This window comes from Sphingomonas sp. Sphisp66 (assembly GCF_047324325.1).
Classification (GTDB): domain Bacteria; phylum Pseudomonadota; class Alphaproteobacteria; order Sphingomonadales; family Sphingomonadaceae; genus Sphingomonas.
In genome coordinates this window covers 636301-659365 of the sequence record NZ_CP168508.1, presented here as the reverse complement: position 1 = coordinate 659365, position 23065 = coordinate 636301, and the positions used below count along the sequence as shown (strand labels likewise).

24 protein-coding genes are annotated in these 23065 nt (G+C 68.2%); 9 read left to right on the top strand and 15 right to left on the bottom strand.

The window, feature by feature from the left end:
- On the top strand, window positions 1-330 hold the full coding sequence (locus ACEN8G_RS03130; RefSeq protein WP_413418690.1) for an SMR family transporter: 330 nt from the start codon (window positions 1-3) through the stop codon (window positions 328-330).
- 195 nt (window positions 331-525) lie between these two features.
- Window positions 526-2067, top strand: a complete 1542-nt coding sequence (locus tag ACEN8G_RS03125; protein WP_413418688.1) for an amino acid permease — start codon at window positions 526-528, stop codon at window positions 2065-2067.
- Window positions 2068-2168: 101 nt separating this feature from the next.
- Here the strand turns inward: ACEN8G_RS03125 and ACEN8G_RS03120 are convergent, their stop codons facing one another.
- Complete coding sequence (locus tag ACEN8G_RS03120; protein WP_413418686.1) at window positions 2169-3167, bottom strand: adenosine kinase; 999 nt, start codon at window positions 3165-3167, stop codon at window positions 2169-2171.
- Between the two features lie 56 nt (window positions 3168-3223).
- On the opposite strand from ACEN8G_RS03120, the gene ACEN8G_RS03115 reads away from it, so the two are divergent.
- Entirely contained in the window at window positions 3224-3919 is a 696-nt protein-coding gene (locus ACEN8G_RS03115; protein WP_413740729.1) for an EI24 domain-containing protein, read from the top strand.
- Entirely contained in the window at window positions 3916-4323 is a 408-nt protein-coding gene (locus ACEN8G_RS03110) for a hypothetical protein (protein ID WP_413740728.1), read from the top strand. Before ACEN8G_RS03115 ends, ACEN8G_RS03110 begins: the two co-directional genes overlap by 4 nt.
- A gap of 154 nt (window positions 4324-4477) precedes the next feature.
- Here ACEN8G_RS03110 and queG read toward each other — a convergent pair whose 3' ends face one another.
- Complete coding sequence (queG, locus tag ACEN8G_RS03105; RefSeq protein WP_413418641.1) at window positions 4478-5494, bottom strand: tRNA epoxyqueuosine(34) reductase QueG; 1017 nt, start codon at window positions 5492-5494, stop codon at window positions 4478-4480.
- A gap of 106 nt (window positions 5495-5600) precedes the next feature.
- On the opposite strand from queG, the gene ACEN8G_RS03100 reads away from it, so the two are divergent.
- From ACEN8G_RS03100 to msrB, 4 genes are all read left to right on the top strand, one after another.
- Window positions 5601-6497, top strand: a complete 897-nt coding sequence (locus ACEN8G_RS03100) for an ABC transporter ATP-binding protein (protein WP_413418639.1) — start codon at window positions 5601-5603, stop codon at window positions 6495-6497.
- Window positions 6494-7726: an ABC transporter permease gene (locus tag ACEN8G_RS03095; protein ID WP_413740727.1), complete on the top strand. Its 1233-nt coding sequence runs from the start codon at window positions 6494-6496 to the stop codon at window positions 7724-7726. The genes ACEN8G_RS03100 and ACEN8G_RS03095 overlap by 4 nt, the downstream gene beginning before the upstream one ends.
- 235 nt (window positions 7727-7961) lie before the next feature.
- Complete coding sequence (locus ACEN8G_RS03090) at window positions 7962-9203, top strand: cytochrome P450 (protein WP_413418635.1); 1242 nt, start codon at window positions 7962-7964, stop codon at window positions 9201-9203.
- A 128-nt stretch (window positions 9204-9331) separates the two neighbouring features.
- Window positions 9332-9811, top strand: a complete 480-nt coding sequence (gene msrB, locus ACEN8G_RS03085) for a peptide-methionine (R)-S-oxide reductase MsrB (RefSeq protein ID WP_413418633.1) — start codon at window positions 9332-9334, stop codon at window positions 9809-9811.
- A 169-nt stretch (window positions 9812-9980) separates the two neighbouring features.
- Here msrB and ACEN8G_RS03080 read toward each other — a convergent pair whose 3' ends face one another.
- Window positions 9981-10550: a CHAP domain-containing protein gene (locus ACEN8G_RS03080; RefSeq protein ID WP_413418631.1), complete on the bottom strand. Its 570-nt coding sequence runs from the start codon at window positions 10548-10550 to the stop codon at window positions 9981-9983.
- A 423-nt stretch (window positions 10551-10973) separates the two neighbouring features.
- Between ACEN8G_RS03080 and ACEN8G_RS03075 the strand changes: the two genes are divergently transcribed.
- A complete protein-coding gene (locus ACEN8G_RS03075; protein ID WP_307117917.1) occupies window positions 10974-11525 on the top strand; it encodes a hypothetical protein in 552 nt (183 codons plus the stop codon).
- A gap of 181 nt (window positions 11526-11706) precedes the next feature.
- Here ACEN8G_RS03075 and ACEN8G_RS03070 read toward each other — a convergent pair whose 3' ends face one another.
- From ACEN8G_RS03070 to ACEN8G_RS03015, 12 genes are all read right to left on the bottom strand, one after another.
- The gene (locus ACEN8G_RS03070) at window positions 11707-12441 is read right to left on the bottom strand and encodes an extensin family protein (protein WP_413740726.1); all 735 of its coding nucleotides are present in this window, start codon (window positions 12439-12441) and stop codon (window positions 11707-11709) included.
- Window positions 12438-13181: an NUDIX hydrolase gene (locus ACEN8G_RS03065; RefSeq protein ID WP_413419169.1), complete on the bottom strand. Its 744-nt coding sequence runs from the start codon at window positions 13179-13181 to the stop codon at window positions 12438-12440. Before ACEN8G_RS03065 ends, ACEN8G_RS03070 begins: the two co-directional genes overlap by 4 nt.
- Window positions 13182-13407: 226 nt before the next feature.
- Window positions 13408-14484: an SMP-30/gluconolactonase/LRE family protein gene (locus tag ACEN8G_RS03060; protein WP_413419171.1), complete on the bottom strand. Its 1077-nt coding sequence runs from the start codon at window positions 14482-14484 to the stop codon at window positions 13408-13410.
- Window positions 14485-14498: 14 nt separating this feature from the next.
- A complete protein-coding gene (locus ACEN8G_RS03055; protein WP_413419173.1) occupies window positions 14499-15593 on the bottom strand; it encodes a Gfo/Idh/MocA family protein in 1095 nt (364 codons plus the stop codon).
- Window positions 15594-15884: 291 nt separating this feature from the next.
- Complete coding sequence (locus ACEN8G_RS03050) at window positions 15885-16910, bottom strand: sulfotransferase (protein ID WP_413740725.1); 1026 nt, start codon at window positions 16908-16910, stop codon at window positions 15885-15887.
- Window positions 16894-17268 (bottom strand): hypothetical protein, encoded by a 375-nt coding sequence (locus tag ACEN8G_RS03045; protein WP_413415278.1) that lies wholly within the window; start codon window positions 17266-17268, stop codon window positions 16894-16896. The genes ACEN8G_RS03050 and ACEN8G_RS03045 overlap by 17 nt, the downstream gene beginning before the upstream one ends.
- Window positions 17265-17471: a hypothetical protein gene (locus ACEN8G_RS03040; RefSeq protein ID WP_413415277.1), complete on the bottom strand. Its 207-nt coding sequence runs from the start codon at window positions 17469-17471 to the stop codon at window positions 17265-17267. The genes ACEN8G_RS03045 and ACEN8G_RS03040 overlap by 4 nt, the downstream gene beginning before the upstream one ends.
- The gene (locus ACEN8G_RS03035; RefSeq protein WP_413415276.1) at window positions 17462-18829 is read right to left on the bottom strand and encodes an arylsulfotransferase family protein; all 1368 of its coding nucleotides are present in this window, start codon (window positions 18827-18829) and stop codon (window positions 17462-17464) included. The genes ACEN8G_RS03040 and ACEN8G_RS03035 overlap by 10 nt, the downstream gene beginning before the upstream one ends.
- 88 nt (window positions 18830-18917) lie before the next feature.
- A complete protein-coding gene (locus ACEN8G_RS03030; RefSeq protein WP_413415275.1) occupies window positions 18918-20249 on the bottom strand; it encodes an ATP-binding protein in 1332 nt (443 codons plus the stop codon).
- Window positions 20246-20974 carry a response regulator gene (locus ACEN8G_RS03025; RefSeq protein WP_307117909.1) on the bottom strand — a complete coding sequence of 243 codons (729 nt, stop codon included), beginning with the start codon at window positions 20972-20974 and terminating at the stop codon, window positions 20246-20248. The genes ACEN8G_RS03030 and ACEN8G_RS03025 overlap by 4 nt, the downstream gene beginning before the upstream one ends.
- Before the next feature lie 56 nt (window positions 20975-21030).
- The gene (locus ACEN8G_RS03020) at window positions 21031-21417 is read right to left on the bottom strand and encodes an OsmC family protein (RefSeq protein WP_413415274.1); all 387 of its coding nucleotides are present in this window, start codon (window positions 21415-21417) and stop codon (window positions 21031-21033) included.
- Between the two features lie 182 nt (window positions 21418-21599).
- On the bottom strand, window positions 21600-23000 hold the full coding sequence (locus ACEN8G_RS03015; RefSeq protein ID WP_413415273.1) for an efflux transporter outer membrane subunit: 1401 nt from the start codon (window positions 22998-23000) through the stop codon (window positions 21600-21602).
- Window positions 23001-23065 lie beyond the last annotated feature (65 nt).

Below are 23065 nucleotides of genomic sequence, written 5' to 3'. Positions count from 1 at the left end.
GTGCGCTATCTCAACCTCGCCGTCGCGATCGTCGCCGAGGTCACCGCGACCTCGTTCATGAAACAGTCCGAGGGGTTCACCCGGCTGATCCCCTCGGCGGTCACGATCCTCGGCTATGCGATCGCCTTCTATTTCCTCTCGCTCACCCTGCGCGAGATACCGACCGGCATCGCCTATGCGATCTGGTCGGGCGTCGGCATCGTGCTGATCGCTACGATCGCCTGGCTGTTCCAGGGGCAGAAGCTCGACCTGCCGGCCCTGCTCGGCATGGCGCTGATCATCGCCGGCGTTCTGGTGATGAACCTCTTCTCGAGGGCCACGCCGCACTGATCCCGGCGCCGGAAACCTGCCATGGCGCCGCCGTTTCGCAGGTTTCCGTGCGCCAGCCTACCACGGCTCGACGCTTTCCTGCGCTAAAGCCGCGCTTTCGGCCACTAAAGCATTGCCTCCACCGGTTTTGCGGCTAGGCTCCGCGCTTTCATCCAAACGGGGCGGCGGGATACACCGCCGTAGAGGGGACCATCCATGATCTTCGGGCGCGTAAAGCCACTCGATGCCATCCTGGCCACCGCCGAGAAAAAATCGCTCCACCGGTCACTGGGAGCGTTTCAGCTCACCATGCTCGGCATCGGCGCGGTGATCGGCACCGGCATTTTCGTTCTCACCGCCGAAGCCGCGCAGAAAGCCGGCCCCGGCATGATGATCTCGTTCATCATCGCCGGCGTGGTCTGCGCCTTCGCCGCGCTCTGCTACGCCGAAATGGCCTCGATGGTCCCGGTCTCGGGCTCGGCCTATACCTATAGCTATGCCGTGATGGGCGAGCTGATCGCCTGGATGGTCGGCTGGGCCCTGATCCTCGAATATGCGGTCGCCGCGGGCGCGGTCTCGGTCGGCTGGTCCGGCTATGTGATCGGCCTGATCGAGCATACTTTCCATGTCGACATACCCGCCTCGCTGGTCACCGGACCGTTCGATGGCGGCCTGATCAACCTGCCCGCGATGCTGATCGCCGCGCTGGTCACCTGGCTGCTGGTCATCGGCACCAAGGAGAGCGCCACGGTCAACGCCATCCTGGTCACGATCAAGATCACCGCGCTCACCGTGTTCATCATCCTGGCGGTGCCGGTGATGAACAGCGCGCAGTTCTCTCCCTTCGCGCCGACGGGCGTGATCGGCGTCTCCATGGCGGCGGCGTCGATCTTTTTCGCCTATGTCGGCTTCGACGCGGTCTCGACCGCGGCCGAGGAGACCAAGAACCCGCAGCGCAACATGCCGATCGGCCTGATCGGCTCGCTCGCCATCTGCACCATCTTCTACCTGCTCGTCGCCGCCGGCGTGATCGGCGCCCCGGGCCTCAGCACCCAGCCGGTGATGGACGCCGCGGGCCATGCGCTCGAGCCGGGCAGCCGCGAGCTGGCCGCCCAGTGCGCCACCCGCGCCGCCGAAGGCTTCAAGGACGTCGTCTGCTCGAAGGAAGCGCTGGCGTTCACCCTGCGCGAGATCGGCTGGCCCCAGATCGGCAACCTGCTCGGCCTCGCCGCCGGCCTGGCGCTGCCCTCGGTCATCCTGATGATGATGTTCGGCCAGACCCGCATCTTCTTCGTGATGAGCCGCGACGGCCTGCTCCCCGCCGCCTTCTCGAAGATCCACCCCAAGTTCAACACGCCACATGTGATCACGATCATCACCGGCATCGCGGTGGCGCTGTTCGCAGCCTTCTTCCCGGTCGGCCAGCTCGCCAACATCTCCAACTCGGGCACGCTGTTCGCGTTCGCCGCGGTCTCGATCGCGGTGATGGTGATCCGCAAGACCGACCCGACCCGCAAGCGCCCGTTCAAGACGCCGCTGGTATACATCACCGCGCCGATCGCGATCCTGGGCTGCCTCTATCTGTTCGTCAGCCTCGATCACAAGAGCATCATCCTCTTCCTGATCTGGGCGGCGATCGGCCTGCTGGTCTATTTCGGCTACAGCCGCTCGCGCAGCCATGTCGGCCGCGGCATCGTCGATGTGCCCGAGCATGAAGCCTATGAGGAACTGGACCCGCCGGTCCCCGGCACCCACTGAGGGCGCCGGCTTCCGGGCATGAGAAAAGGGCCGGAGGAGCGATCCTCCGGCCCTTTTTCTATTCAAAGCCCCTCCCCTTCAGGGGAGGGGTTTTTAGCCGCTCAGCCCAGCTTCTCGGCCGCCAGCGCCTTCAGGTCCACCTCAGCGCGCGCGCCGTAATGCTGGATGATCTCGGCGGCGCACAGCGCGCCCAGGCGCAGCGAGTCCTTCACCGAGCGGCCCTGGGCCTGGCCGTGGAGGAAGCCTGCGGCGAAGCTGTCGCCCGCGCCCGTGGTGTCGACCAGCCGCGCGATCGGCTCGGCCGGGACCTCGACGCGCTCGTCGCCGACCAGCGCCATCGCGCCATTCTCGCTGCGGGTGACGACCAGCACCGGCACCTTGCCGTGGATGTGCTGCACCGCCGCCTCGAAATCCTCATGCTCGCACAGCGCGAGCAGCTCGTTCTCGTTGGCGAACAGGATGTCGATCATCCCGTCCTCGATCAGCTTGCGGAAATCGTCGCCGTGGCGCGAGATGCAGAATACGTCCGAAAGCGTGAAGGCGACCTTGCGGCCATTCGCCCGCGCGATCTCGATCGCCTTGCGCATCGCGGCGCGCGGCTCCTCCGGATCCCACAGATAGCCTTCGAGATAGAGGATCGCGCCGCTGGCGATCAGAGTCTCGTCGAGCGCCGAGGCCGGCAGGAACTGCGAGGCGCCGAGGAAGGTGTTCATCGTGCGCTGGCCGTCCGGCGTCACGAAGATCAGGCAGCGCGCGGTGGTCGGCTGGCCGGGGCGGACCGCGGTGTCGAAATGCACGCCGGCGGCGCGCAGGTCGTGCGCGAAGACTTCGCCGAGCTGGTCGTCGGCGACCTGGCCGATGAACGCGGTCTTGCTGCCCAGCGCGGCGAGGCCCGCCACCGTGTTGCTCGCCGAGCCGCCCGAAACCTCGCGGCCCGGGCCCATCTTGGCATAGAGCGCATCGGCTTCCTCGGGCGAGAACATCAGCTGCATCGAGCCCTTGGCCACGCCGATCTCCTCGATGAAGCTGTCCTCCGCCTGGGCGAGGATGTCGACGATCGCGTTGCCGATGGCGACGACGTCATAGGTCGGGCTGGTCAAATGGGTGCTCCAAAAAGATTGCGCCGCCGCCCTAGTAGCGGGCAAAGGATAGCGCAATGATTCAGGCCTTCTTCCTGTCGCTGGGCCAGCTGTTCGACCGGCCGATACTCGCCGTCTTCGTCAAGTCCGTGCTGCTGACCCTGGTGCTGTTCGCCGCGGCGAGCATCGGCCTGTGGTTCGGCATGCACGCGCTGGCCGACGGGATCTCCGCCTGGCTCGGCGGCTGGAGCGGCTCGGAGGCGTTCGCCGACATCACCACGATCCTGCTGGTGATCCTCTTCCACTGGCTGATGTTCCGCGCGATCGCCGTCGCCGTGATCGGCATCTTCGCCGACGAGGTCGTCGCCGCGGTCGAGAAGAAGCATTATCCCGGCGCCCATGCCCAGGCGATCGACGTGCCGCTCGGCCGCTCGATCGCGATGGGCCTCGGCTCGGCGGTGCGGCTGCTCGCCATCAACCTGCTGCTCTCGCCGCTCTACCTGATCCTGCTGGTCACCGGCGTGGGCACCGCGCTCGCCTTCTTCCTGGTCAACTCCTGGCTGCTCGGCCGCGACCTGGGCGACATGGTCGCGGCCCGCCACATGCGGCGCGGCGAGCTGCGCGGCTGGCGCCGGCGGACCAGCATCGGCCGCTTCACGCTCGGCGCGGTCGGCACCGGGCTTCTGCTCGTCCCGATCCTCAACCTGGTCGCCCCGGTGCTGGGAGCCGCGATGGCCACGCACGCATTTCACCGCGGGAGGCGGGCACAATGAAGAAACTCATCCTGATCACGGCCCTGGTGCTGGGCGCCTGTGGTGGCGAAGGCGTGATCCCGCCGCCGCGCGCCGGCTATGTGCCGGTGCCGAGCGCGCGCGCCACGCCCAGCGCCCGCCCTACCCCGGGTCCCGCCACCCCGCTGCCCGGCGGCCTCGCTGCGGTCCAGGGCGCCACCGCCCCGCGCCTGATCGCCAGCTTCGGCAAGCCCCAGCTCGACATGAGCGAAGGCACCGCGCGCCAGCTGCAATTCGCCGGCCCGATCTGTGTGCTCGACACCTATCTCTACCCGCAGAGCCGCGGCGAGCCGGTGGTCACCCATGTCGACGCCCGCCAGCGCGACGGCCGCCCGATCGACGAGGCGAGCTGTGTGGCGGCACTGAGCGGGGCAAGGGCGCGGTGACCCTTCAATTCCTCCCCGAGCTTGCTCGGGGAGGGGGACCATTTGCGCAGCAAATGGTGGAGGGGCCGGCGCAACGCGCCGATGCCCGGCGCGCCCCTCCACCACCGGCCTGCGGCCGGCGGTCCCCCTCCCCCAGACAAGCTGGGGGAGGAATTTATTGCGCAAGCCTCCCCAAAGCCCACCCCGCCGCCTCGCGCACCGTCTCGTCCGCATCCCCCAGCAACGCCCGCACCGGCTCGACCAGCGCCGCATCCCCGCTGTTCCCCGCCGCGATCAGGCAGTTGCGCACCATCCGGTCGCGCCCGATCCGCTTGATCGGCGATCCCGAGAACACCTCGCGGAACCCCGCATCGTCGAGCGCGAGCAGATCGGCCAGCGCCGGCGCGGTCAGCTCGGCGCGCGGCACGAACGCCAGGTTCGCCTGCGCCGCATGGGCGAACTTGTTCCACGGGCACACCGCCAGGCAGTCGTCGCAGCCATAGATGCGGTTGCCGATCCCTTCGCGGAACTCCTCGGGGATCGGCCCCTTGTGCTCGATCGTCAGGTACGAGATGCAGCGCCGCGCATCGAGCTGGTACGGCGCCGGAAACGCATCGGTCGGGCAGGCCGTCTGGCACGCGTCGCAGCTCCCGCAGGTCGTGCGCACCCGTGCATCGGGTTCCAGTTCCGCGGTCGTGTAGATCGCCGCGAGGAACAGCCAGCTGCCATGGCTGCGGCTGACGAGATTGGTGTGCTTGCCCTGCCAGCCCAGCCCCGCCGCTTCCGCAAGGGGTTTTTCCATCACCGGCGCGGTGTCGACGAACACCTTGAGGTCGGTCCCCGGCGCCTCGGCGACCAGCCAGCGCGCCAGCTCCTTCAGCCGCCGCTTGACCACGTCATGATAGTCCTGGCCCTGGGCATAGGTCGAGATCCGCCCGATCTCGCCATGCCCGGCCAGCGCCAGCGGATCGCGCGCCGGGGCATAGCTCATCCCCAGCGAGATCACCGAGCGCACCTCGGGCCACAGCCCGGCCGGGCTCTCGCGGTGATGCGCGCGCTCCTCCATCCACAGCATCGAGCCGTGGCGCCCGTCCTCCAGCCATTGCCGCAGCCGCTCGGCGGTCTTCGGCGCGGCATCGGCGCGCGCGATCCCGCAGGCCGCGAAGCCGATTTCGGCGGCTTTGGCCTTCATTAGTGCTTCGAGTGGCTTGTGCTGTTCCACGCCGACCCGCTACCACCAAAGCGATCAGGGAGGGACTCATTTGACCAGCGAATTGGCCGTAAGCGCCCGAGGTCTAGTGAAATATTTCGGGGACAGGCGCGTCGTCGACGGGGTCGACATCGCCGTGCCCAAGGGGCTGGTCTATGGCGTGCTCGGCCCGAACGGCGCCGGCAAGACCACCACGCTGCGCATGCTGCTCGGGATCATCGAGCCGGACGAGGGCGAACGCGCGATGCTCGGCTATGGCCACCCGCGCGACGCCAGCGACCTGGTCGGCTATCTCCCCGAGGAGCGCGGCCTCTATCCCAACATGAAGTGCCGCGAGGCGATCGCCTTCATGGGCGCCCTGCGCGGCCTGCCCTGGGCGATCGGCCGCAAGCGCGCCGATACGCTGCTCGACAATGCCGGGCTCGGCCATGCCAAGGACGAGAAGATCCGCAAGCTCTCCAAGGGCATGGCGCAGCTCGTCCAGCTGCTCGGCGCGGTGGTCCATGAGCCGCAGCTGCTCGTCCTCGACGAGCCTTTCTCCGGCCTCGATCCGGTCAACCAGGAGAAGCTCGAGAAGCTGATCCGAGCCGAGCGCGATCGCGGCGCGACGATCCTCTTCTCCACCCATGTCATGGCGCATGCCGAACGGCTCTGCGATCATCTCTCGATCATCGCCGGCGGCAAGGTCCGCTTCGAAGGCACGGTCAACCAGGCGCGCGCGTTGCTGCCGATGAAGGCGCATTACACGCCGCACCACAATGTCGAGGGCGCCGCCAGCCTGCTGCCCGCCGACGCCGAGCGCGAGGGCGATGGCTGGCGCTTCACCCTGCCGGCAACCGGCATCGAGGCGCTGCTCGTGAAGCTGATCGACGGCGGCTATGGCGTCTCCGGCCTGTCGATCGAACGGCCCGGCCTGCACGATGCGTTCGTCAAGATCGTCGGTGCCGATGCCCTCAAGGACCAGGACGAGGAGGAAGCGGCATGAGCAAGTTTTCGCGCATGCTGCGCCAGGCGCTGACCGTCGCCCGCCGCGACTTCACCGCCACCGTCTTCACTCCCACCTTCCTGCTCTTCCTGTTCGCCCCGGTGCTGATGATCGGCTTCGGCGCGGTCGGCGGCATCGGCGCCCAGTCGATCGTCGGCGACGATTCGCAGATGAAGATGGTGGTGATCGCCCCGCCCTCCCAGGCGCCGACCCTGCTCGAGACCGACAGGCAGCTGCGCAAGCTCTTCCCCAGGAAGAGCGAACTGGCCCCGCCGCCCCTCACCATCGAGGCGCCGCACGGCGATCCGGCGGCCCAAGCGCGGGCCTATTTCGACAGCGACAAGTTCGATGCCGCCGCCGTGCTCTACGGCCCGCTCGACAAGCCCGAGATCCTCTATGCCCGCCGCGGCTGGAGCGAGGCGCAGTTCCTCACCCAGCTCGCCGAGCAGAGCCTGCGTGCCCAGAAGCTGGGCAATGCCGAGCCGCTCGCCACCGTCACCCAGACGGCGGTCAAGCGCGGCCAGGCCTCGCCCACCGGGCGCGGCCAGGCCGCGTCGATCGGCGCGTTCTCGATCTTCTTCCTCACCCTGTTCCTCTCGGGCCAGGCGGTCGGCACCATGGCCGAGGAGCGCTCGAACAAGGTGATCGAGATCCTTGCCGCCGCCGTCCCGCTGGAAAGCGTATTCTTCGGCAAGCTGATCGGCACCTTCGGCGCGGCGGTGCTGTTCCTGCTGTTCTGGGCGACGATCCTCATCAACGCGACCCGGCTGCTGCCACCCGAGATCGCCTCCGGCTTCCCCAGCCTGATCGCGGCGCTGGGCGCCCCCACCTATGCGCTGCTGTTCATCGCCTATTTCACCATGTCCTACATGCTGCTCGGCGCCATGTTCCTCAGCATCGGCGCGCTGACCTCCACCCAGCGCGAGCTGCAGATGCTGTCGCTGCCGATCACCATCTTCCAGATGATCATGTTCGGCCTGGCGCTGGCCGCGGCGACCCGGCCGGGCAACTGGGTCGAGATCGCGGCGCAGGTCTTCCCGTTCAGCTCGCCCATGGCGATGATCGGGCTGGCGGGCAGTTCGCCGGCGATCTGGCCGCATCTGCTCGCGCTGGCCTGGCAGACGCTATGGGTGGCGATCATCATCACCGTCGGCGCCCGCGTCTTCCGCCGCGGCGTGCTCAAGTCGGGCAGCCCCAAGCGCAAGACGAAGATCGAGGCGACGGCCTGACCCGCACCACTTAATTCCCCTCCCTGAAAGGGAGGGGTCAGGGGTGGGTTAGAAAAGGTCGGGCTCGATGCCCGGCCTTTTCTTTATCGCTACCGGCCAGCCGGGCTCGCTACGCTCGCAACCCACCCCCAACCCCTCCCTTTCAGGGAGGGGAGCGCAACACCCCTATCACCTCTCACTATTGACACGACTGTCAATTAGGTATTCCCTCTCCCCAGAATACAGGAGAGGCAGCATGGCTACGCTTGCGACCGAAACCGGAACTCCCGGCACCCCGGCGGTCGATCCGCTCGACGTCAGCCGCCCCGAGCTCTACCGCGACGATACTTGGCATGCGCCCTTCCGCGAGCTGCGCGCCCGTGGTGGCATCCATTATCACGAGCACACCGCCTTCGGCCCCTTCTGGTCGATCGCCACCTACAAGCCGCTCGTCCAGGTCGAGTCGCTGCCCGAGATCTTCTCGTCCGAGGCCGGTGGCATCACCATCGCCGACATCGCCGAGGGGGACATCAAGATGCCGATGTTCATCGCGATGGACCGGCCCAAGCACACCGACCAGCGCCGCACCGTCGCCCCCGCCTTCACGCCGAGCGAGATGGTGCGGATGAGCGACAATATCCGCATGCGCACCGCCGAGATCCTCGATTCGCTCCCCGTTGGCGAAGAGTTCGACTGGGTCGACCGCGTCTCGATCGAGCTGACCACCCAGATGCTGGCGCTGCTGTTCGACTTCCCCTGGGAAGAGCGCCGCAAGCTCACCTACTGGTCCGACTGGGCCGGCGACATCGAGATCGCCAAGGATCCGGTCCGCAAGGAGGAGCGCCGCCAGATCCTGTTCGAATGCGCCGCCTATTTCGGCAATCTCTGGCAGGGCAGGCTCGGCAAGGAGCCACGGCCCGACCTGATCTCGATGATGATCCATTCGGACGCGATGAGCCACATGGACCAGATGGAGTTCCTCGGGAACCTCATCCTGCTCATCGTCGGCGGCAACGACACCACCCGCAACTCGATGAGCGCCTATGCCTGGGGGCTCAACCAGTTCCCCGACGAGCGCGCCAAGCTCGAGGCCAATCCCGGGCTGATCCACAATGCCACGCAGGAGATCATCCGCTGGCAGACCCCGCTCGCCCATATGCGCCGCACCGCGACGCAGGATACCGAGCTCGACGGCCACAAGATCCGCGAAGGCGACAAGCTCGGCCTCTGGTACATCTCGGCCAATCGCGACGAGAGCGTCTTCCAGGATGCCGACCGGATCATCGTCGACCGCGAGAATGCCCGCCGCCACCTCGCCTTCGGCCACGGCATCCACCGCTGCGTCGGCGCCCGCCTCGCCGAGCTGCAGATCGGCGTGCTGATGGAAGAAATGGCCAGGCGCCGCCTGCGGGTGAACGTGCTGGCCGAGCCCGAACGCGTCGCGGCCTGCTTCGTCCACGGCTACAAGAAGATGGCGGTGGAGCTGTCGCACTACTGAGCCTTTATCGTCATCCCGGCGAAAGCCGGGATCTCAGGCGAAGGCGCAAGACGGCACGAGATCCCGGCTTTCGCCGGGATGACGATGTGGGTCTGGACGGTCGCCCTGTTCCTCCCCACATCCCCCACATGGAAACCAACCGCCGCAGCTTCCTCGCCATCGCCGGCCTCGGCGCCTTCACCGCAGCCTGTGGCGGCGCCCCCGCCGAGGCGGCACAGAAGTTCCCTTTCACGCTCAGCGATGCCGAATGGCGCAAGCGGCTCAGCCCCGCCGCCTATCGCGTGCTGCGCCAGGGCGCGACCGAGTACGCCTTCTCCAGCCCGCTCAACAAGGAGCACCGCGCCGGCACCTTCACCTGTGCCGGCTGCGCCCTCCCCCTGTTCAGCTCGACGACCAAGTTCGACAGCGGCACCGGCTGGCCGAGCTTCTGGCAGCCTCTGCCCAATGCGGTGGCCACCGATGCGGACGATTCGCTCGGCATGCGCCGCACCGAAGTCCGCTGCCGCCGCTGCGGCGGCCATCTCGGCCATGTCTTCGACGACGGCCCGAGGCCGACCGGCAAGCGCTACTGCATGAACGGCGTGGCGCTGGCGTTCCAGCCAAAATAACCGTCATCCCTCCCCCAAACCGTCATCCCGGCGCAAGCCGGGATCTCAGGCGAAGGCGCGGGGAAGGAGCCGCACGAGATCCCGGCTTTTGCCGGGATGACGATTGTGGCGCACATACGAAAAAGCCCGGCACTGCCGGGCTTTTCCAATTCCAAAGCTCTAGAACCGATCACCCCGCGTCAGGCATCTCGTTCTTCGCCTCGGCCATCAGGTCGCTGAGGTCGAGGTCGAGCGACGGCTTGAAGTCGTCGTCGCTGAAGTCGCGCGGCGCGCCGTCCGAATAGATGAAGCCGTTGACCGGATAGACCGAGGTGCCGAGGCCGCCGACCGGCGCGAACCACACCTTCACTTCGCTCCAGTCGCCCGCGGCCGACACGTCCACCGCGCGGACGTTGCGCTCGATGCCGCCGGCGCGCGACCAGTTGGCATGGGTGAGCAGCACTTCGCGGTCGCTGACGATCTGGCTGACCATCGCGACATGGCCGAGCGGCATCTTCGAGGTGCGCTGGAACGACATCACCGAGCCGACCTTCGGAGCCTCGCCACGCTGGTAGCGGCCCGCGGCCTGGTTCCACCAGGTCCAGGCATTGCCATGGATGTTCACGCCGGAAATCTCGCGAGCGTAAGGCGCGCACTGCCAGAAGGTACGGCCCTTGGCCGAAGCCGCCTGCGGGGCGGCCATCATCAGCGTGCAAACAGCCATCAGCGCGAAACGCGCTGCAAAAACGCGGAAATTCATGGACCCCCCGGTCAGGAAGCAGTCAGGTGTTGAGTGCGACTGACCAAAGTATAGGCGCGAAGTACACCCCTGCGGCTCGTCGATCCGACGAACCGTTGCGACGAGCCGATGACCTGCAAAAAACCCTCCGCCGGAGGGAACCTTTGCCCCGGAACTTCGTGCCGCCCCTCCCCGAAACCCTCCCGGACCCTAAGGGTGAACCCGGACCCGGATAGGCCACGAATGGGCAATATCGTTGCGCAAGCCCATCACCCGGCAAGCTTTTCCACAAGCGCGACTTCGGTTCGTCGCATCCATGTTGCGCCGCGGAATCGGTTGGTCTCCTATAATGAACAGGGGACGACGACAGGTTAAGCGACCCGTTAACCATATGGGCGCAGTATCTGTCCTGGAGGGTAATTATTGGGGTGGGAGTTTTGGACGATGGGAGCACGGGCTAAGCCGGCAGAAGGCGCGATGACGCTGGCCGAAATGAAGGAATTCGCGGGATTCTCCGCAGCGACGCAGCGTTACATCCGCCGCTCGCTCGACATCGGGCTGGAGCGCGACGACGCGATGCTCCGCTGGTCGCGCGACGTGGTCGAGGCTGCCAGCATCCGCGCCCAGGCGCATATCTATGAGCGCCTCCAGGAAGTGCGCGCGCTGATGCCCGACGACAGCGACCTCGACTCGATCGAGCCGTTCATGGCCCCGCTCGTCGCCATCGCCGCCTTCGACCTCAGCCAGGGCCGCCTCACCAGCTTCTCGGCCTTCCGCTTCCTCTACGAGCGGCTGATCGGCGCCGAAGTGCGCCCGTGGCTCCCCTCGGCCTTCTGCGCCGCGGCGGCGCTGCCGCACCTCCATCCGGAGCTGCGCCGCAAGCTGCTCCAGTCGATCAGCGAAGCCGCGGCGACCGCCTCGGGCTGGTCGAACCGCCAGCCGAGCTTCTACCCGGCCTGGGTGGAAAAGGTCGACTCGGCCGCCCTGCCGAACTGAAGACTAAAACTCCTCCCTCGCGAAGCGGGGGCGGGGGACCGCGCCCGAAGGGCGTGGTGGAGGGGGCGCCGCCGCACGGACTGCCGCCTCGAATTTAGCCTCTGGATGTTCCCCCTCCACCACCGGCTTCGCCGGCGGTCCCCCTCCCCCGGAGCTGCGCTCCGAGGGAGGAATTGAAACCTCACCTGCACGCCCGCCACCCCATCTCGCCCCGCTCCGCCTCGTCGAGGTGCAGGTGGTCGCGGTGCGCGGCGTTGTAGTCGGGCGAGAGCACGGTCGAGAACAGCCGGCACGCACCGCTCCGCACCTCGCGCAGGAACGCGGCCTTCTCCCCGCCCGCGCCCCAGTCCTTCACCACGCTGATCCGCGTCCCGTCGCCCAGGCGGAACCCCGCCACGTCGATCGCGTCCGCCGTCGCATGCTCGCTCCAGTCCCCGGCGCTGCGCCCGTACATCCGCCGGCACGAATAGCTGCCGAGATGCTCGATCTGCGTCACCGCCACCCCGAAATGCTTCTGCGCCGCCGGCTGGACCACCTCCCATTCCCATAGCGACAAAGCCGCCGCCACCGGGCAGGAAGTGCCGAGATTGGCCGGGCTGAACCCGATCCCCCGCGACCCGCCGCCCACCAGCCGCACGCCGTCAGCATAGCCGCACTGCGCATCCTCCCTCGCAACCTTCGCCAGCACCGTGTAGCGCACCCCGGCCGCGCGGAGCAGCGCGCGGCATTCGGCGAAATCGTCGGTCAGCCCGGCAAGCTTGCGCCCGGTGAAGATGCCGATCGGCTGGCTCAGGTCGAGCCGCGTCCAGGGCAGGTCCTGCGGCCGCCCGCGCAGCGCCGCCCAGGCGAGCAGTCCGCCCCCGAGCAGCACGGCGAACAGGATCGTCGCCGAGATCGCCCGGCGCAGATCCTTCACGCGCGGATCGCCTCGTCGAGCCGCTGCGAGGTGACCGGATAGCCGAGATCGTCGGGGATGCAGAGATGCCGCTCGCCGCCGCGCTCCTCGATCCACGGCGTGATCGTCCGCACCGGATGCGCCCGGGCATCGGCCACCGCATCGTCGAAGCTGCCGAACAGCGCCAGCCGCTCGAGGTTGCGCCGCGTCGGGAAGATGATGTGCACCTCGCCGGCATCCGCCGCATCGAGCACCGCGCGGGCACTCGCCCAGAACAGGCGGACATTCTCGTTGCCGTCGACCAGCGGCGCGGCCTCCTCGGGCGCGCGGACCAGATAGAAGCGGGTGTCGAACACCTTGTGGTGCACCCCCGCCGGCAGCCAGCGCGCAAACGGCACCAGCGCATCGAGCGCCAGCGCCGCGCCCGCCTCCTCGAGCAGCTCGCCCATCGGCTCGCCGGCATAGAGCCGGTCCCGCAGCGCGACCATGTCGCCGGCCGGCTCGAGCCCGACCGCGACGCCCGCTTCCTCCAGTGTCTCGCGGATCGCGGCGATGCGCGCTGCCTGCTCCTCGGCATCGCCGCCGTGCAGCCCGGCCAGCACCAAATCGCCCGGATCGACTCGCCCGCCGGGAAACACCAGCGCCCCGCCCGCAAACGACATCGCCGCCGCCCGCTCGACCATCAGCAGCTCGGGCGCCCCGCCAGGCCTCTCGCGCATCACGATCACGGTCGCGGCGGGAATCGCGGGTTCGTCGGTCATCGGCCTGCTCTACCCTCCACAGTGCTCCTGCGAAAGCAGGAGCCCAGGGTCACGAGCCAGACAATCGCGAAGCAGTTCCTCCCCGAGCTTGTCTCGGGGAGGGGGACCGCGCCGAAAGCGGTGGTGGAGGGGTGACGCTTGCGCCAACCCGCAGTTGGAAAACCTCACCCCACTCGAACCCCGTCATCCCCGCCTTCGCGGGGATGACGGAATCAAGTGCGCGACTCTACCACCCGGAAACCTTCAGCCGCACCTTCACCACCATATCCGAGGAGGTAACGAACAGCGTCTTCCCGTCCTCGCCGAAACAGCAGTTCGCTGCCGCCTTGCCGGTGCCGATCACGCCGAGCTTCCGGCCGTCCGGTGCGATCACCCAGATTCCGCCCGGCCCGCTGGCGAACAGATGGCCGCTCTTCGCCACCTTCATCCCGTCGGGCAGCCCCGGCAGTTTCTGCGCCACTTCGGCGGAGAAATCGACGAACGGCACCAGCTCGGTCATCGCCGAGCCGTCCGCCGCCAGCTCGCAGGTATAGATTCTGGCCGCATCGGGATCGGACTGGCTGACATAGAGCCGGTCGAACCCCGGCGAGAGGCCGATGCCGTTCGGTCGCTTCAGGCTCTTGTCGATCAGCGACACGCCGCTGCCGTCCGGATTGACCCGGTAGACGCCGTTGAACCCCAGTTCCTTGAGCGGCGAGCTGTCGCCTTCGGTCAGCCCGTAAGGCGGGTCGGTGAAATAGATGATCCCGTTCCGCCCGATCACCAGGTCGTTGCAGCTGTTGAACTTCTTGCCCTCGAAGCGGTCCACCACGATCGACTTCTGCTTCGTCGTCATGTCCACCCGCGCGATCGCCCGCGTGCCCGAATCGGCCATCAGCAGGGCGCCCTTGGCATCGAACACCAGGCCGTTGGACCCCGCCTCGCGGATGCCCGGCGGGATCGGCCCGGCCAGGCCCGAGGGCACAAGGAACCGCTCGGCGCGCGAGCCGGGGATCAGGCGATAGGCGATGTTCGCCGGCACATCGGAGAACAGCAGCCCTCCCCGCTGCGGCACCCGCCCCCACACCGGCCCCTCCGCCCATTTGAAACCCTCGGCGACGATCTGGGGCGCGCTCCCCGCATCGATCAGCGCGTCGAGCTCGGAATCGAACCGCTTGATGCCGCCGATAGCAGTCCACAGGAGGCTGGGGCGCGGCTTCGCGCCCATCATGCCCTGGCCCTGCGCCTGACCCAGCGCCACGCCGGGCACGAAAGGCAAAGCGGCCATGCCGGCCAGCAGGCTGCGGCGGGTCGTCTCGATCATCGTCACTCTCTCCGTCATCCGAGCTTGATCGCCCGCCCCTCGCGCGCCGAGCGATAGATCGCCTCGATCAGCCGCATGTCGCGCAGCCCCTCTTCGCCCGAGGCCCTAAGGGGTATGCCGGTAAGCGCCGCTTCCGCAAGATGATCGAGCTGGGCGACGAACTGGTTCTTGGGCGGCGGCGGCGGCGTGACCTGTTCGGTCTTGCCGTTCGCCCGCGTCCACATCTGGTGCCCCTGATAGGGCGTCGCCGGCTCCATCCCCACCCAGCCTTTGGTGCCCGTCACGCGGAAGGCATTGTGGCCGGAGGAATAGCTCGAAACGCAATTGGCGATCACGCCCGAGGGGAAGCGCATCTGCCAGTCGATCCGGTCCTCGACATTCTTGAACCGCGGGTCGCTCCGGTCGGTATATTCCATCGCGCTGACCGCCACCGGCTCCTCGCCGGCCAGATAACGCGCGGCGTTCAGGCTGTAGATGCCGATGTCCATCATCGATCCGCCGCCCGACATCGGCCGGTCGAGCCGCCACTGGTTGGGCTGGGCATAGAAACCATGCTCGGAAGTGATCAGCGTCGGCCGCCCGACGAACCCCGACTTCACCAGCTCGACCGCGTGGAGATTGTACTGCTCGAAATGGCAGCGATAGCCGATCATCAGCTTGCGATTGGCCTTTTTCGCCGCCGCGATCATCGCCTCGCATTCGGCGACCGAGGTCGCCATCGGCTTCTCGCACAGCACATGCTTGCCGGCCTGGCTGGCGCGGATCGCATATTCGGCATGCATGCTGTTGGGCAGCACGACATAGACCAGGTCGATGTCGGGATTGTCCTTGATCCGGTCGTAATTCTTGTAGTCGTACCAGTGGGTCTTCGGGATGCCGTACTGGGCGCCGAACTTCTCCAGCTTGGCGGGGGTGCCGCTCACCAGCGCCTTCAGCTCGGCGAACTCGCAATCCTTGATCCGCGGCATGATCTGGTTGGTGGCGTAGCTGCCCAGCCCGACGATCGCGTAGCCCAGCTTGCGCTTGCCCTGCGCGCAGGCCGGCAGGCCGATCGCGCTGGTGACCAGCCCCGCGCCGATCGTGCCCAGCACGTCGCGCCGCGTTCCCATGATCTTCATTGCCCGGTTCCCTCTTCCGACTGGCGCCGGCGCGTATCCCGCCGATCAACGCGTTAGCGCTATCATGGATGGAGTGGGCCGCCTAGGCAGCTACGACTTTGGTCGAAGTCCTTCTCCCTCTCCATCCAGAAAATCCTCCCTCGCGAAGCGGGGGAGGGGGACCGCTCGCGAAGCGAGTGGTGGAGGGGGCTAGCCGCCGGCAATACGCTTGCGGAGACGCCCCCTCCGTCGCGCTGCGCGCGCCACCTCCCCCGCTTCGCGAGGGAGGATTTTTCGAGGCCCCTACCCGAACACCCCCCGAAACCGCGCCCGCAGCCGCGCATGCGTCTCCCCCGCCCGCGCCAGCAGCACCGGATCCGCCTCCGCCACCCGCGCCTCCGCCACCCGCAGCACCGAAGCGTCGATCGGCGCCTCGACCAGAGCCGCCAGCCGCGGCGCATGCAGGCGCGGGCTGGCGCACAGCGCGTCATAGTCGAGGAACAGCTGGCGCTCTCCCACCCCCGCCGGCGCAGCGAGCAGCGCGCGGTGCACGCTGTCCCACAGCGTCAGCCAGTAATCGACGCGCATCGCATCCTCGCCCGGCCCAGGGGCGCCGTCGAACAGGAAGGGCCTGTGGTCGGCGCCGAACTCGTGATGGCCGAGCCAGGTCATGAAGCGGCGGCGGAATGGGTCGTCCGCGGCCAGCGCCACCGCGCGGCGGTGCTGCGTCAGGAGCGACAGGGCCTGCTGCAAAGGATCGCGGAACGGATGTATCAGAAGCGCATCCGGAAAGCTGGTCGCCAGACTCTCCAGCCGCAGGATATTGTTGTTGTTCTTCGATAGATAGCGGGTGCCGCCATGGCGGATCAGCACCAGGCACACATAGTCGCGGAAGTTGGCGAGCGTCTCCGGATCGGGCGCCACCGGCGCCAGCCCGTCGCGGCGCAGATAGCGATTTCCCTCCATCGCGCGCCAGAAAACCTCCTCGATCGCCTCCGGGCTGTCGAGATCATGGGTCAAACCGTCGCCATGGCCGCGTTCGCGGGCCTCGACATGCCTCTTGCCGCCCAGCCGCGCCCAGCTGTTCGGAGCAAGTGGAAACGGAAGGTCGCGGTAGGACGGCGCGGCGAAATCGCCGCCGGCGTGGAGCAGCCGGGTGAGGATCGACGTGCCCGCGCGGGCCAGCCCGGCGATGAACAGCGGGCGGCGTATCTCCATCTGCGCGATGCGTTTGCGCTGTGCGGCGCGCTCGATGTCGAAGGTCGCTTCGAGCAGCGCGGGAGAGCCCAGGGCGATGCGGTGGAGGAGCTTGTCAGCCCCGCTGTACACGCGGGATCACCTGCCAGCGCAGCACGGCATAGCCGAGCGTGAAGGGCATCAGTGCCAACTTCGCCGTCCACTCCGTCTGCGCGGCCGCAACTTCCGGCCACCAGGCGTCCGCAGCCAGCACCGCAAGCAGAGGCGAAGCGGCCGCAACGAGCAGCCCCCCGGCCCGCATCGTCCGCGCGAACATACGGCCCGAAAGGATCCGCATCGCCCGCTCCTTGCCCCAGTCGGACACGCCCTTGCGGGCGAGGAGTCGCAGGGCATGCTGGCCGCAGCCGCCAAGTTCCTGGAAAGCGGGGATAAGCGGCAGCGCGCGGGCCAGCTCGAGCACCGCGATGACGGCGAGGAAGGTCAGGATCACCGGGCGCGCCCGCGCAGGCGCCGGACCAGCCGCTTGACCGGGTACCAGACCACCGAGACGATCGCGAGCAGGATCGAGCCGATCAGCCCGAAGGCGACGCCGACCGCGCCGAGGCCGAGCCCCGGTCCGGTATAGGCCTGGGCGGCGATCGGGGCCGAGAGCGCGAGGGCAAGCGACAGGAAACGAAGGGTTTTTACGAGCATTTTGCAGTCACCGTAGCTTGAATGGCCGGGCCATCGGTGGTGGGATCGAGATAGCGCGCCCAGCTAAGGGCCATGCGCCGCTCGGCGGAATCGGCGGAGATGTAGCGCCAGCGCACCGCGCCTTCGGGCGACATGCGAAGCAGGCGACCCTGCTCGGTCTCCTCGATCATCGCGTCGCCCCCGGGCAGCGGGGTGCCGCGGCCCTGGGCGCGGGTGGCGATGCGGTTGACAGCGAAGCCCTTCTCCCAGGGCGATCCGGTCTTGTTGCTGGAAAGATCGTGGACAAGCAGGCGGTTATGCCCGTTCACCCGCTCATCCGGGTATCCCATCAGCGTGTTGTTATCGAACACCGAGATGCGGTGGTCGTCGAGGATGCTGACATCGTGCTGGAAGCGCCAAGGGCCGATCTTCCACCACAGGATCCTGCCCGTTTCGGGCCGGTAGAGCGCGATCAGCGAGAGGTTGCGGATGCTGAGGAACAGGTCGCCCTTCTTCCACATCTGCCCATCGGCCATTGCCGGCTGGATGTCGTTGAGATGGAAGGGATCCTGCACATAGGGCCGGCCTCGCCACAGCCGGGCGAGCCCGTTGCGCTCGAGGATGTCGGCGACGCGGTCGACCTTGAGCAGCGCGCCCTCGGGCGAGACCTGCGCCACCGCATCGTCCCAGAAATCGGCCTTCACCCCCGGCTCGCGCGGCACCGGATAGCGATAGGGCGCCCAGATGGTGCCGTCGGGGCCGAGCTCGGTCGAATGGCTGAAGATGCCGTCCAGCGACCAGAGCAGCCTGCCGCAGGCGTCGTAGCGGGCAAGCGGCGAGCTGTCGTGCAGCACCAGGCTGCCGTCGCGCAGCAGCAGCGGGTGCATCAGCCGGTTGAGCCCGGCGGCCTTGTCGCGGTGGACATCGGTCAGCGCCGAGCGGAATTTGGAGCGGGCATTGGCTGCGTCCACATCGGGCACGAATGTGTGCACGTTGCGCCCGTCGGAGAGGCGGACGAGCTGGACGACCGAGCGCTTGCGCGCCGGATCGAAGGGCGAGATCAGCGCATAGCCGGGGTCGGTGAAGCCCGCGTCCCGGGTGAATCCGCCGGGCAGCTTCTCATATCTGCCGCCGAAATAGGGAGCATTGCTGCGGAACAGGTGCTGGATCGTGTCGGGCACCCGGGCCAGCGTGATCGCCGCGCGGCCGACCGCGCCGGACTTCTCCCAGCCGTCGACGATCGCCCCCGCCCCCATCGCGGCGAGCGGCACCAGCAGCAGCACCAGGGCCAGGCTCCACAGCGGCACCGGGCGCGCGAGCAGCCGCTCGAACGCACCATGTTCCCGGTCCTCGCTGTCGATATCTTCGTCCCGCCGCATGCATCCTCACTGAGATGCATGAGTTCGACGTCATGAATGTCGGGGGGATTTCGGTTCGTCGCAGCGGCGTTTCCGCTTTGTGGCCGAATTAGACAGGCAGGGTCACCAGCGCGGAGAGTCCGCCCTCCTCGCGGTTTCGGATGACCAGGTCGCCGCCATGCGCGCGGGCGACGGCGCGGGCGCTGGCCAGCCCAAGCCCGATCCCTCCGGTGTCGGGATTGCGCGAACGCTCGCCGCGGAAGAAGGGCTCGAACACGCGATCGAGATCCTCGGAAGGAACGCCGGGACCATTGTCCCGCACCTCGATCAGCGCCTGGCCTTCCGCCTCGCCCAGCGAGACCTCGGCGCTGCCGGCATATTTGATCGCGTTGATCACGAGGTTGTTGAGCATCGCCTTGAGCGCCGGCGAGTTGCCCTCGACCACCACCGGCTCGCCGGGCGCCAGCGTCACCGGCTCGCCGCGGTCGCTCATGTCGTCGGTCACCGTCTCGGCGAGCGAGCGCAGGTCGAGCGGTTTGCGCACGCCCTGCTTGGTGGTGTCGCGCAGATAGCTCAGCGTCGCGGAGATCATCGCCTCCATGTCGCGGATGTCGCCCTCGCAGGCGCGGCGGAGATCGTCGGGCGCCGCCTCGAGCCGCAGCCCCAGCCGCATCAGCGGGGTGCGCAGGTCGTGCGCCACCGCGCCGACAACGGTCGCGCGATCGTCGACATAGCGATTGAGCCGCGCCTGCATCCGGTTGAACGCAGCGGCGGCGTCGGCGATCTCGGACGGTCCCTCGATCGCGATAGGCGCGGCGCGCGGATCGCGGCCGAGACGCTCGGCCGCCTCGGCAAAGGCGCCGATCGGCTTGGCGATGCGGCGGGCCAGCGCCCAGGCGAAGGGCGCCACTGCGGCCGCCGAGACGACCAGCCACCACAGCACGAACCAGCGCCAGGGCTCGAAGCCGGTGCTGGTGGTGACGGTCACCCAGCGGCCGTCATCGGCACGATAGGCGGCGGAGAAATCGCCGGTGATGATCACGTCGCGCGCCGATTGCACCGTAGGCGGCGACACCGGGCGTGGCACGCTGGCGCGGTCGTAGCTCTTCTCGCGGGTCAGGAAAGGCGTGGGGAAGCTGATCAGCACCCGCTCGACCGGCACGCCCATCGCCTTGGCCATGGCGATCTCGGTGCGCTCGCCGCGCGGGTTCCAGGGCTGCTCGGCGAAGCGATCCTCACGCGACACCGAGAAGTCGTCGTCGGTGATCTTGCCGCGCAGCGCATCCACTGCCTGCCCCACCGTGTAGAGCTTGGCCGTGGGGGTCTGGACCGCGATCAGCAGGCCGAAATTCATCAGCTGCGTCACCGCGACGCAGACGACCATCAGCGCGAAGACGCGCAGGAACAGGGGAGACCCGGCACCCGCGCGTCGCAATGTCACGCGCGCACCACCTTGGGCACGAACAGATAGCCTTCGTTGCGCACGGTGCGGATGATCTCGTCCCCGCCCGAGCGCAGCTTGCGGCGCAGGCGGCTGACCTGCACGTCGATCGCGCGGTCATAGGCGTCCGAATCCGGCCCACGGGCGGCGGCGAGCAGCGCCTCGCGGCTCAGCACCCGGCGCGGCCGCTCGATGAACACGCGCAGCACCGCGAACTCGCCGTCGGTCAGCCCGACCAGCACGCCATTGGGATCGAACAGCTCATGGCTGCCCAGGTCGATCCGCCAGCCCTCGAAGGTGTAGACGTCGCCGCTCTCGCTGGTGGCGGCGACCGCGCCGCGCTTGCGCAGCGCCGCGCGCACCGTGGCGAGGATCTCGCGCGGGCTGCACGGCTTGGGAAGATAATGGCCGGCGCCGACTTCGAGGCCGAGGATACGGTCCTGCTCCTCGCCGAGCGCGCTCAGGAAGATGATCTCTGGCCCATCGGCGCGCGCGATGCGGCGACAGGCGGAAAGCCCATCCTCGCCCGGCATCATGATGTCCATGATCACCAGATCGACCGGCGTGCGCGCCAAGATCTGGTCCATGTCGCGCGTGCTGGAAGCGGTTTCGACCTTGTACCCGCGCGAGCCGAGGCTGTTCGCCAGCAGCATGCGGATGTCGCGGTCGTCATCTACGACGAGCAGTGTCGCCGAATCGTCCTGTTGAGTCGCGGTAGCAAGCATATTTCAGCTTCTACGACAAATTGCGTCTGCGGTGTTGCGCTAAGTTGTAACAAAGTTCACCCGAGCCGGGTTTCGATCGGAACCCCGCGTTTCAGGGTGAGCGTGACCGGCGTCTTTTCGGCAATTTCGGCGAGACGCGCATTCTGTTCGGCATCGGTGCCGGTAATCGTCAGGATGCGCTCGATGTTGAGCGTCTCGCCCTGTCCGTGGAGGAACAGCGCGACTTCGATGTTCTCGACCGTCCATTGCTTGCGCTCGGCATACATGCGCAGCGTGATCGCGGTGCAGGCGCCGAGCGAGCCGAGCAGCAGCTCATAGGGCGCCGGCCCGGCATCGCCCCCGCCTCGCTCGGCGGGCTCGTCGCCGACGAGCTGGTGCGTGCCGAAATCGATCCGGGTGGCGTAGGGGGCGTCGCGCCCGATCCTGGCGATGGCTTGGGTCATGGCCGGGAGACTAGCGGCTCCGCGATGCCACACAATGCCCATCCGGGTAAGACGCCAGGCAAGACGCTCCTCCCCTAAACCGTCATCCCCGCGAAGGCGGGGATCCAGGGTCACAGGCGCTGTCCTTCCTGACCTTGGATCCCCGCCTTCGCGGGGATGACGAGAGATGGGGCGGGGAAGCCTCAGCTCTTCTGCCAGCCCCCACCCAGGGCGCGGAACAGGTCCACCTGGGTCTCGGCGATGAAGGCATCCGCCTGGGCCAGCGCCGCCTCGGCGTCGGCGAAGGTGCGCTCGGCGTCGAGCAGCGCGAGCGAGTCGATATCGCCCTCGCGCTGGCGGGCCCGGGCGATGTTGACCGCCGCCTCCGCCTCGTTGCGCGCCGCCTGCAGCGCGGTGCGCCGCTCGAGTGCATGGCCATAGGCGGAAAGCGCCGTCTCGGTCTCTTGCAAGGCGTTGAGCACCGTGCCGTCGAAGGTGGCGAGCGCGACCTTGGTGTCGGCTTCGGCACCCGCGACGCGGGCGCGTGCCGGCCCCGGATTCACCGCCCAGTTGAGCAGCCCGCCGACCAGCCAGCGCAGCGGTCCCGCACCGAACACGTCACCGAAATCGGTGCCGGTCGAGCCGCCCGAGGCGCCGAGCGTGATGCGCGGATAGAGGTCCGCGGTCGCCACGCCGATCCGCGCGGTGGCGGCAGCGAGACGGCGCTCGGCGGCGCGGATGTCCGGACGGCGGGCGAGCAGTGCTGCGCCGTCGCCGACCGGAATCGGCTGGCTGAGGCGCAGCGTCGTGTCACGCTCACCCACCACCGCCGGCAGATCTGCCGGGGTGCGGCCGGTCAGCGTCGCGAGGCGGAACAGCGCGGCGTCGCGCGACGCCTTGAGCGCCGGCACATCGGCCTGGCGCTGGTTGCGCAGCGCGCCGATCCGGGCGGTGTCGAGCCGGGTCGCGAGACCGACGCCGCGGCGGCGCTCGGTCAGCTCGATCGACTGGTCGAGCAGCTGGACGATATGCTCCGCCACACCCAGTCGCTCGGCCGACGACGTGGCATCGGCATAGGCACGCGCCGTCTCGGCGGCGACGATCACGCGGACCGCATCGGCATCGGCTTCCGCCGCGCCGACATCGCCGCGCGCGGCTTCGGTGCCGCGGCTGAGGCGACCAAACAGGTCCGCCTCGTAGCTGACGCTCAGGCCGGCATCGATCTGCCAGTCGTTGAGCGGCGCGCTGGGCTGACGCTGGCCCTCGGGCAGGCGGCCGTAATTGGCACCCGCGCCCAGGGTCGCCTGGGGCAGCTGGTTGGCCTTGGCGCCGCGTAGCGTGGCCCGGGCCTTCTCGATCCGCGCCACTGCGACGCGGATGTCGGTGTTGGCCGCCAGCGCGTCGGAGACGAGCTGGTCGAGGACCGGGTCATTGTAGAGCCGCCACCAGTCGCCCTGCACGGGCTCGGCAGTGACCGCCGGATTGGCGGCGACGAAATTGCCCGCCGCGGTCTGCGGCGGCGTCGGCGCGACATAGTTCGGACCGGCGGCGCAGGCGGCGAGCGCCAGGGCCGAAGCGGTTGCGAGGAAAATACGGTAGGTCATTTCAACTTCCTCCTGCCCGTCATCCCGGCGAAAGCCGGGATCTCAGGCGATGGCGGGAAAAGAGC

Bases quoted from the DNA above. Each gene is read 5' to 3' on its own strand.
- ACEN8G_RS03125 (WP_413418688.1), top strand. From the start codon at position 526: ATGATCTTCGGGCGCGTAAAGCCACTCGATGCCATCCTGGCCACCGCC.
- ACEN8G_RS03020 (WP_413415274.1), bottom strand. From the start codon at position 21,417: ATGACCCAAGCCATCGCCAGGATCGGGCGCGACGCCCCCTACGCCACC.
- ACEN8G_RS03060 (WP_413419171.1), bottom strand. From the start codon at position 14,484: ATGATCGAGACGACCCGCCGCAGCCTGCTGGCCGGCATGGCCGCTTTG.
- ACEN8G_RS03025 (WP_307117909.1), bottom strand. From the start codon at position 20,974: ATGCTTGCTACCGCGACTCAACAGGACGATTCGGCGACACTGCTCGTC.
- msrB (WP_413418633.1), top strand. From the start codon at position 9,332: ATGGAAACCAACCGCCGCAGCTTCCTCGCCATCGCCGGCCTCGGCGCC.
- queG (WP_413418641.1), bottom strand. From the start codon at position 5,494: ATGAAGGCCAAAGCCGCCGAAATCGGCTTCGCGGCCTGCGGGATCGCG.
- ACEN8G_RS03055 (WP_413419173.1), bottom strand. From the start codon at position 15,593: ATGGGAACGCGGCGCGACGTGCTGGGCACGATCGGCGCGGGGCTGGTC.
- ACEN8G_RS03075 (WP_307117917.1), top strand. From the start codon at position 10,974: ATGGGAGCACGGGCTAAGCCGGCAGAAGGCGCGATGACGCTGGCCGAA.
- ACEN8G_RS03115 (WP_413740729.1), top strand. From the start codon at position 3,224: ATGATTCAGGCCTTCTTCCTGTCGCTGGGCCAGCTGTTCGACCGGCCG.
- ACEN8G_RS03065 (WP_413419169.1), bottom strand. From the start codon at position 13,181: ATGACCGACGAACCCGCGATTCCCGCCGCGACCGTGATCGTGATGCGC.
- ACEN8G_RS03090 (WP_413418635.1), top strand. From the start codon at position 7,962: ATGGCTACGCTTGCGACCGAAACCGGAACTCCCGGCACCCCGGCGGTC.
- ACEN8G_RS03035 (WP_413415276.1), bottom strand. From the start codon at position 18,829: ATGCGGCGGGACGAAGATATCGACAGCGAGGACCGGGAACATGGTGCG.
- ACEN8G_RS03040 (WP_413415277.1), bottom strand. From the start codon at position 17,471: ATGCTCGTAAAAACCCTTCGTTTCCTGTCGCTTGCCCTCGCGCTCTCG.
- ACEN8G_RS03095 (WP_413740727.1), top strand. From the start codon at position 6,494: ATGAGCAAGTTTTCGCGCATGCTGCGCCAGGCGCTGACCGTCGCCCGC.
- ACEN8G_RS03110 (WP_413740728.1), top strand. From the start codon at position 3,916: ATGAAGAAACTCATCCTGATCACGGCCCTGGTGCTGGGCGCCTGTGGT.
- ACEN8G_RS03080 (WP_413418631.1), bottom strand. From the start codon at position 10,550: ATGAATTTCCGCGTTTTTGCAGCGCGTTTCGCGCTGATGGCTGTTTGC.
- ACEN8G_RS03015 (WP_413415273.1), bottom strand. From the start codon at position 23,000: ATGACCTACCGTATTTTCCTCGCAACCGCTTCGGCCCTGGCGCTCGCC.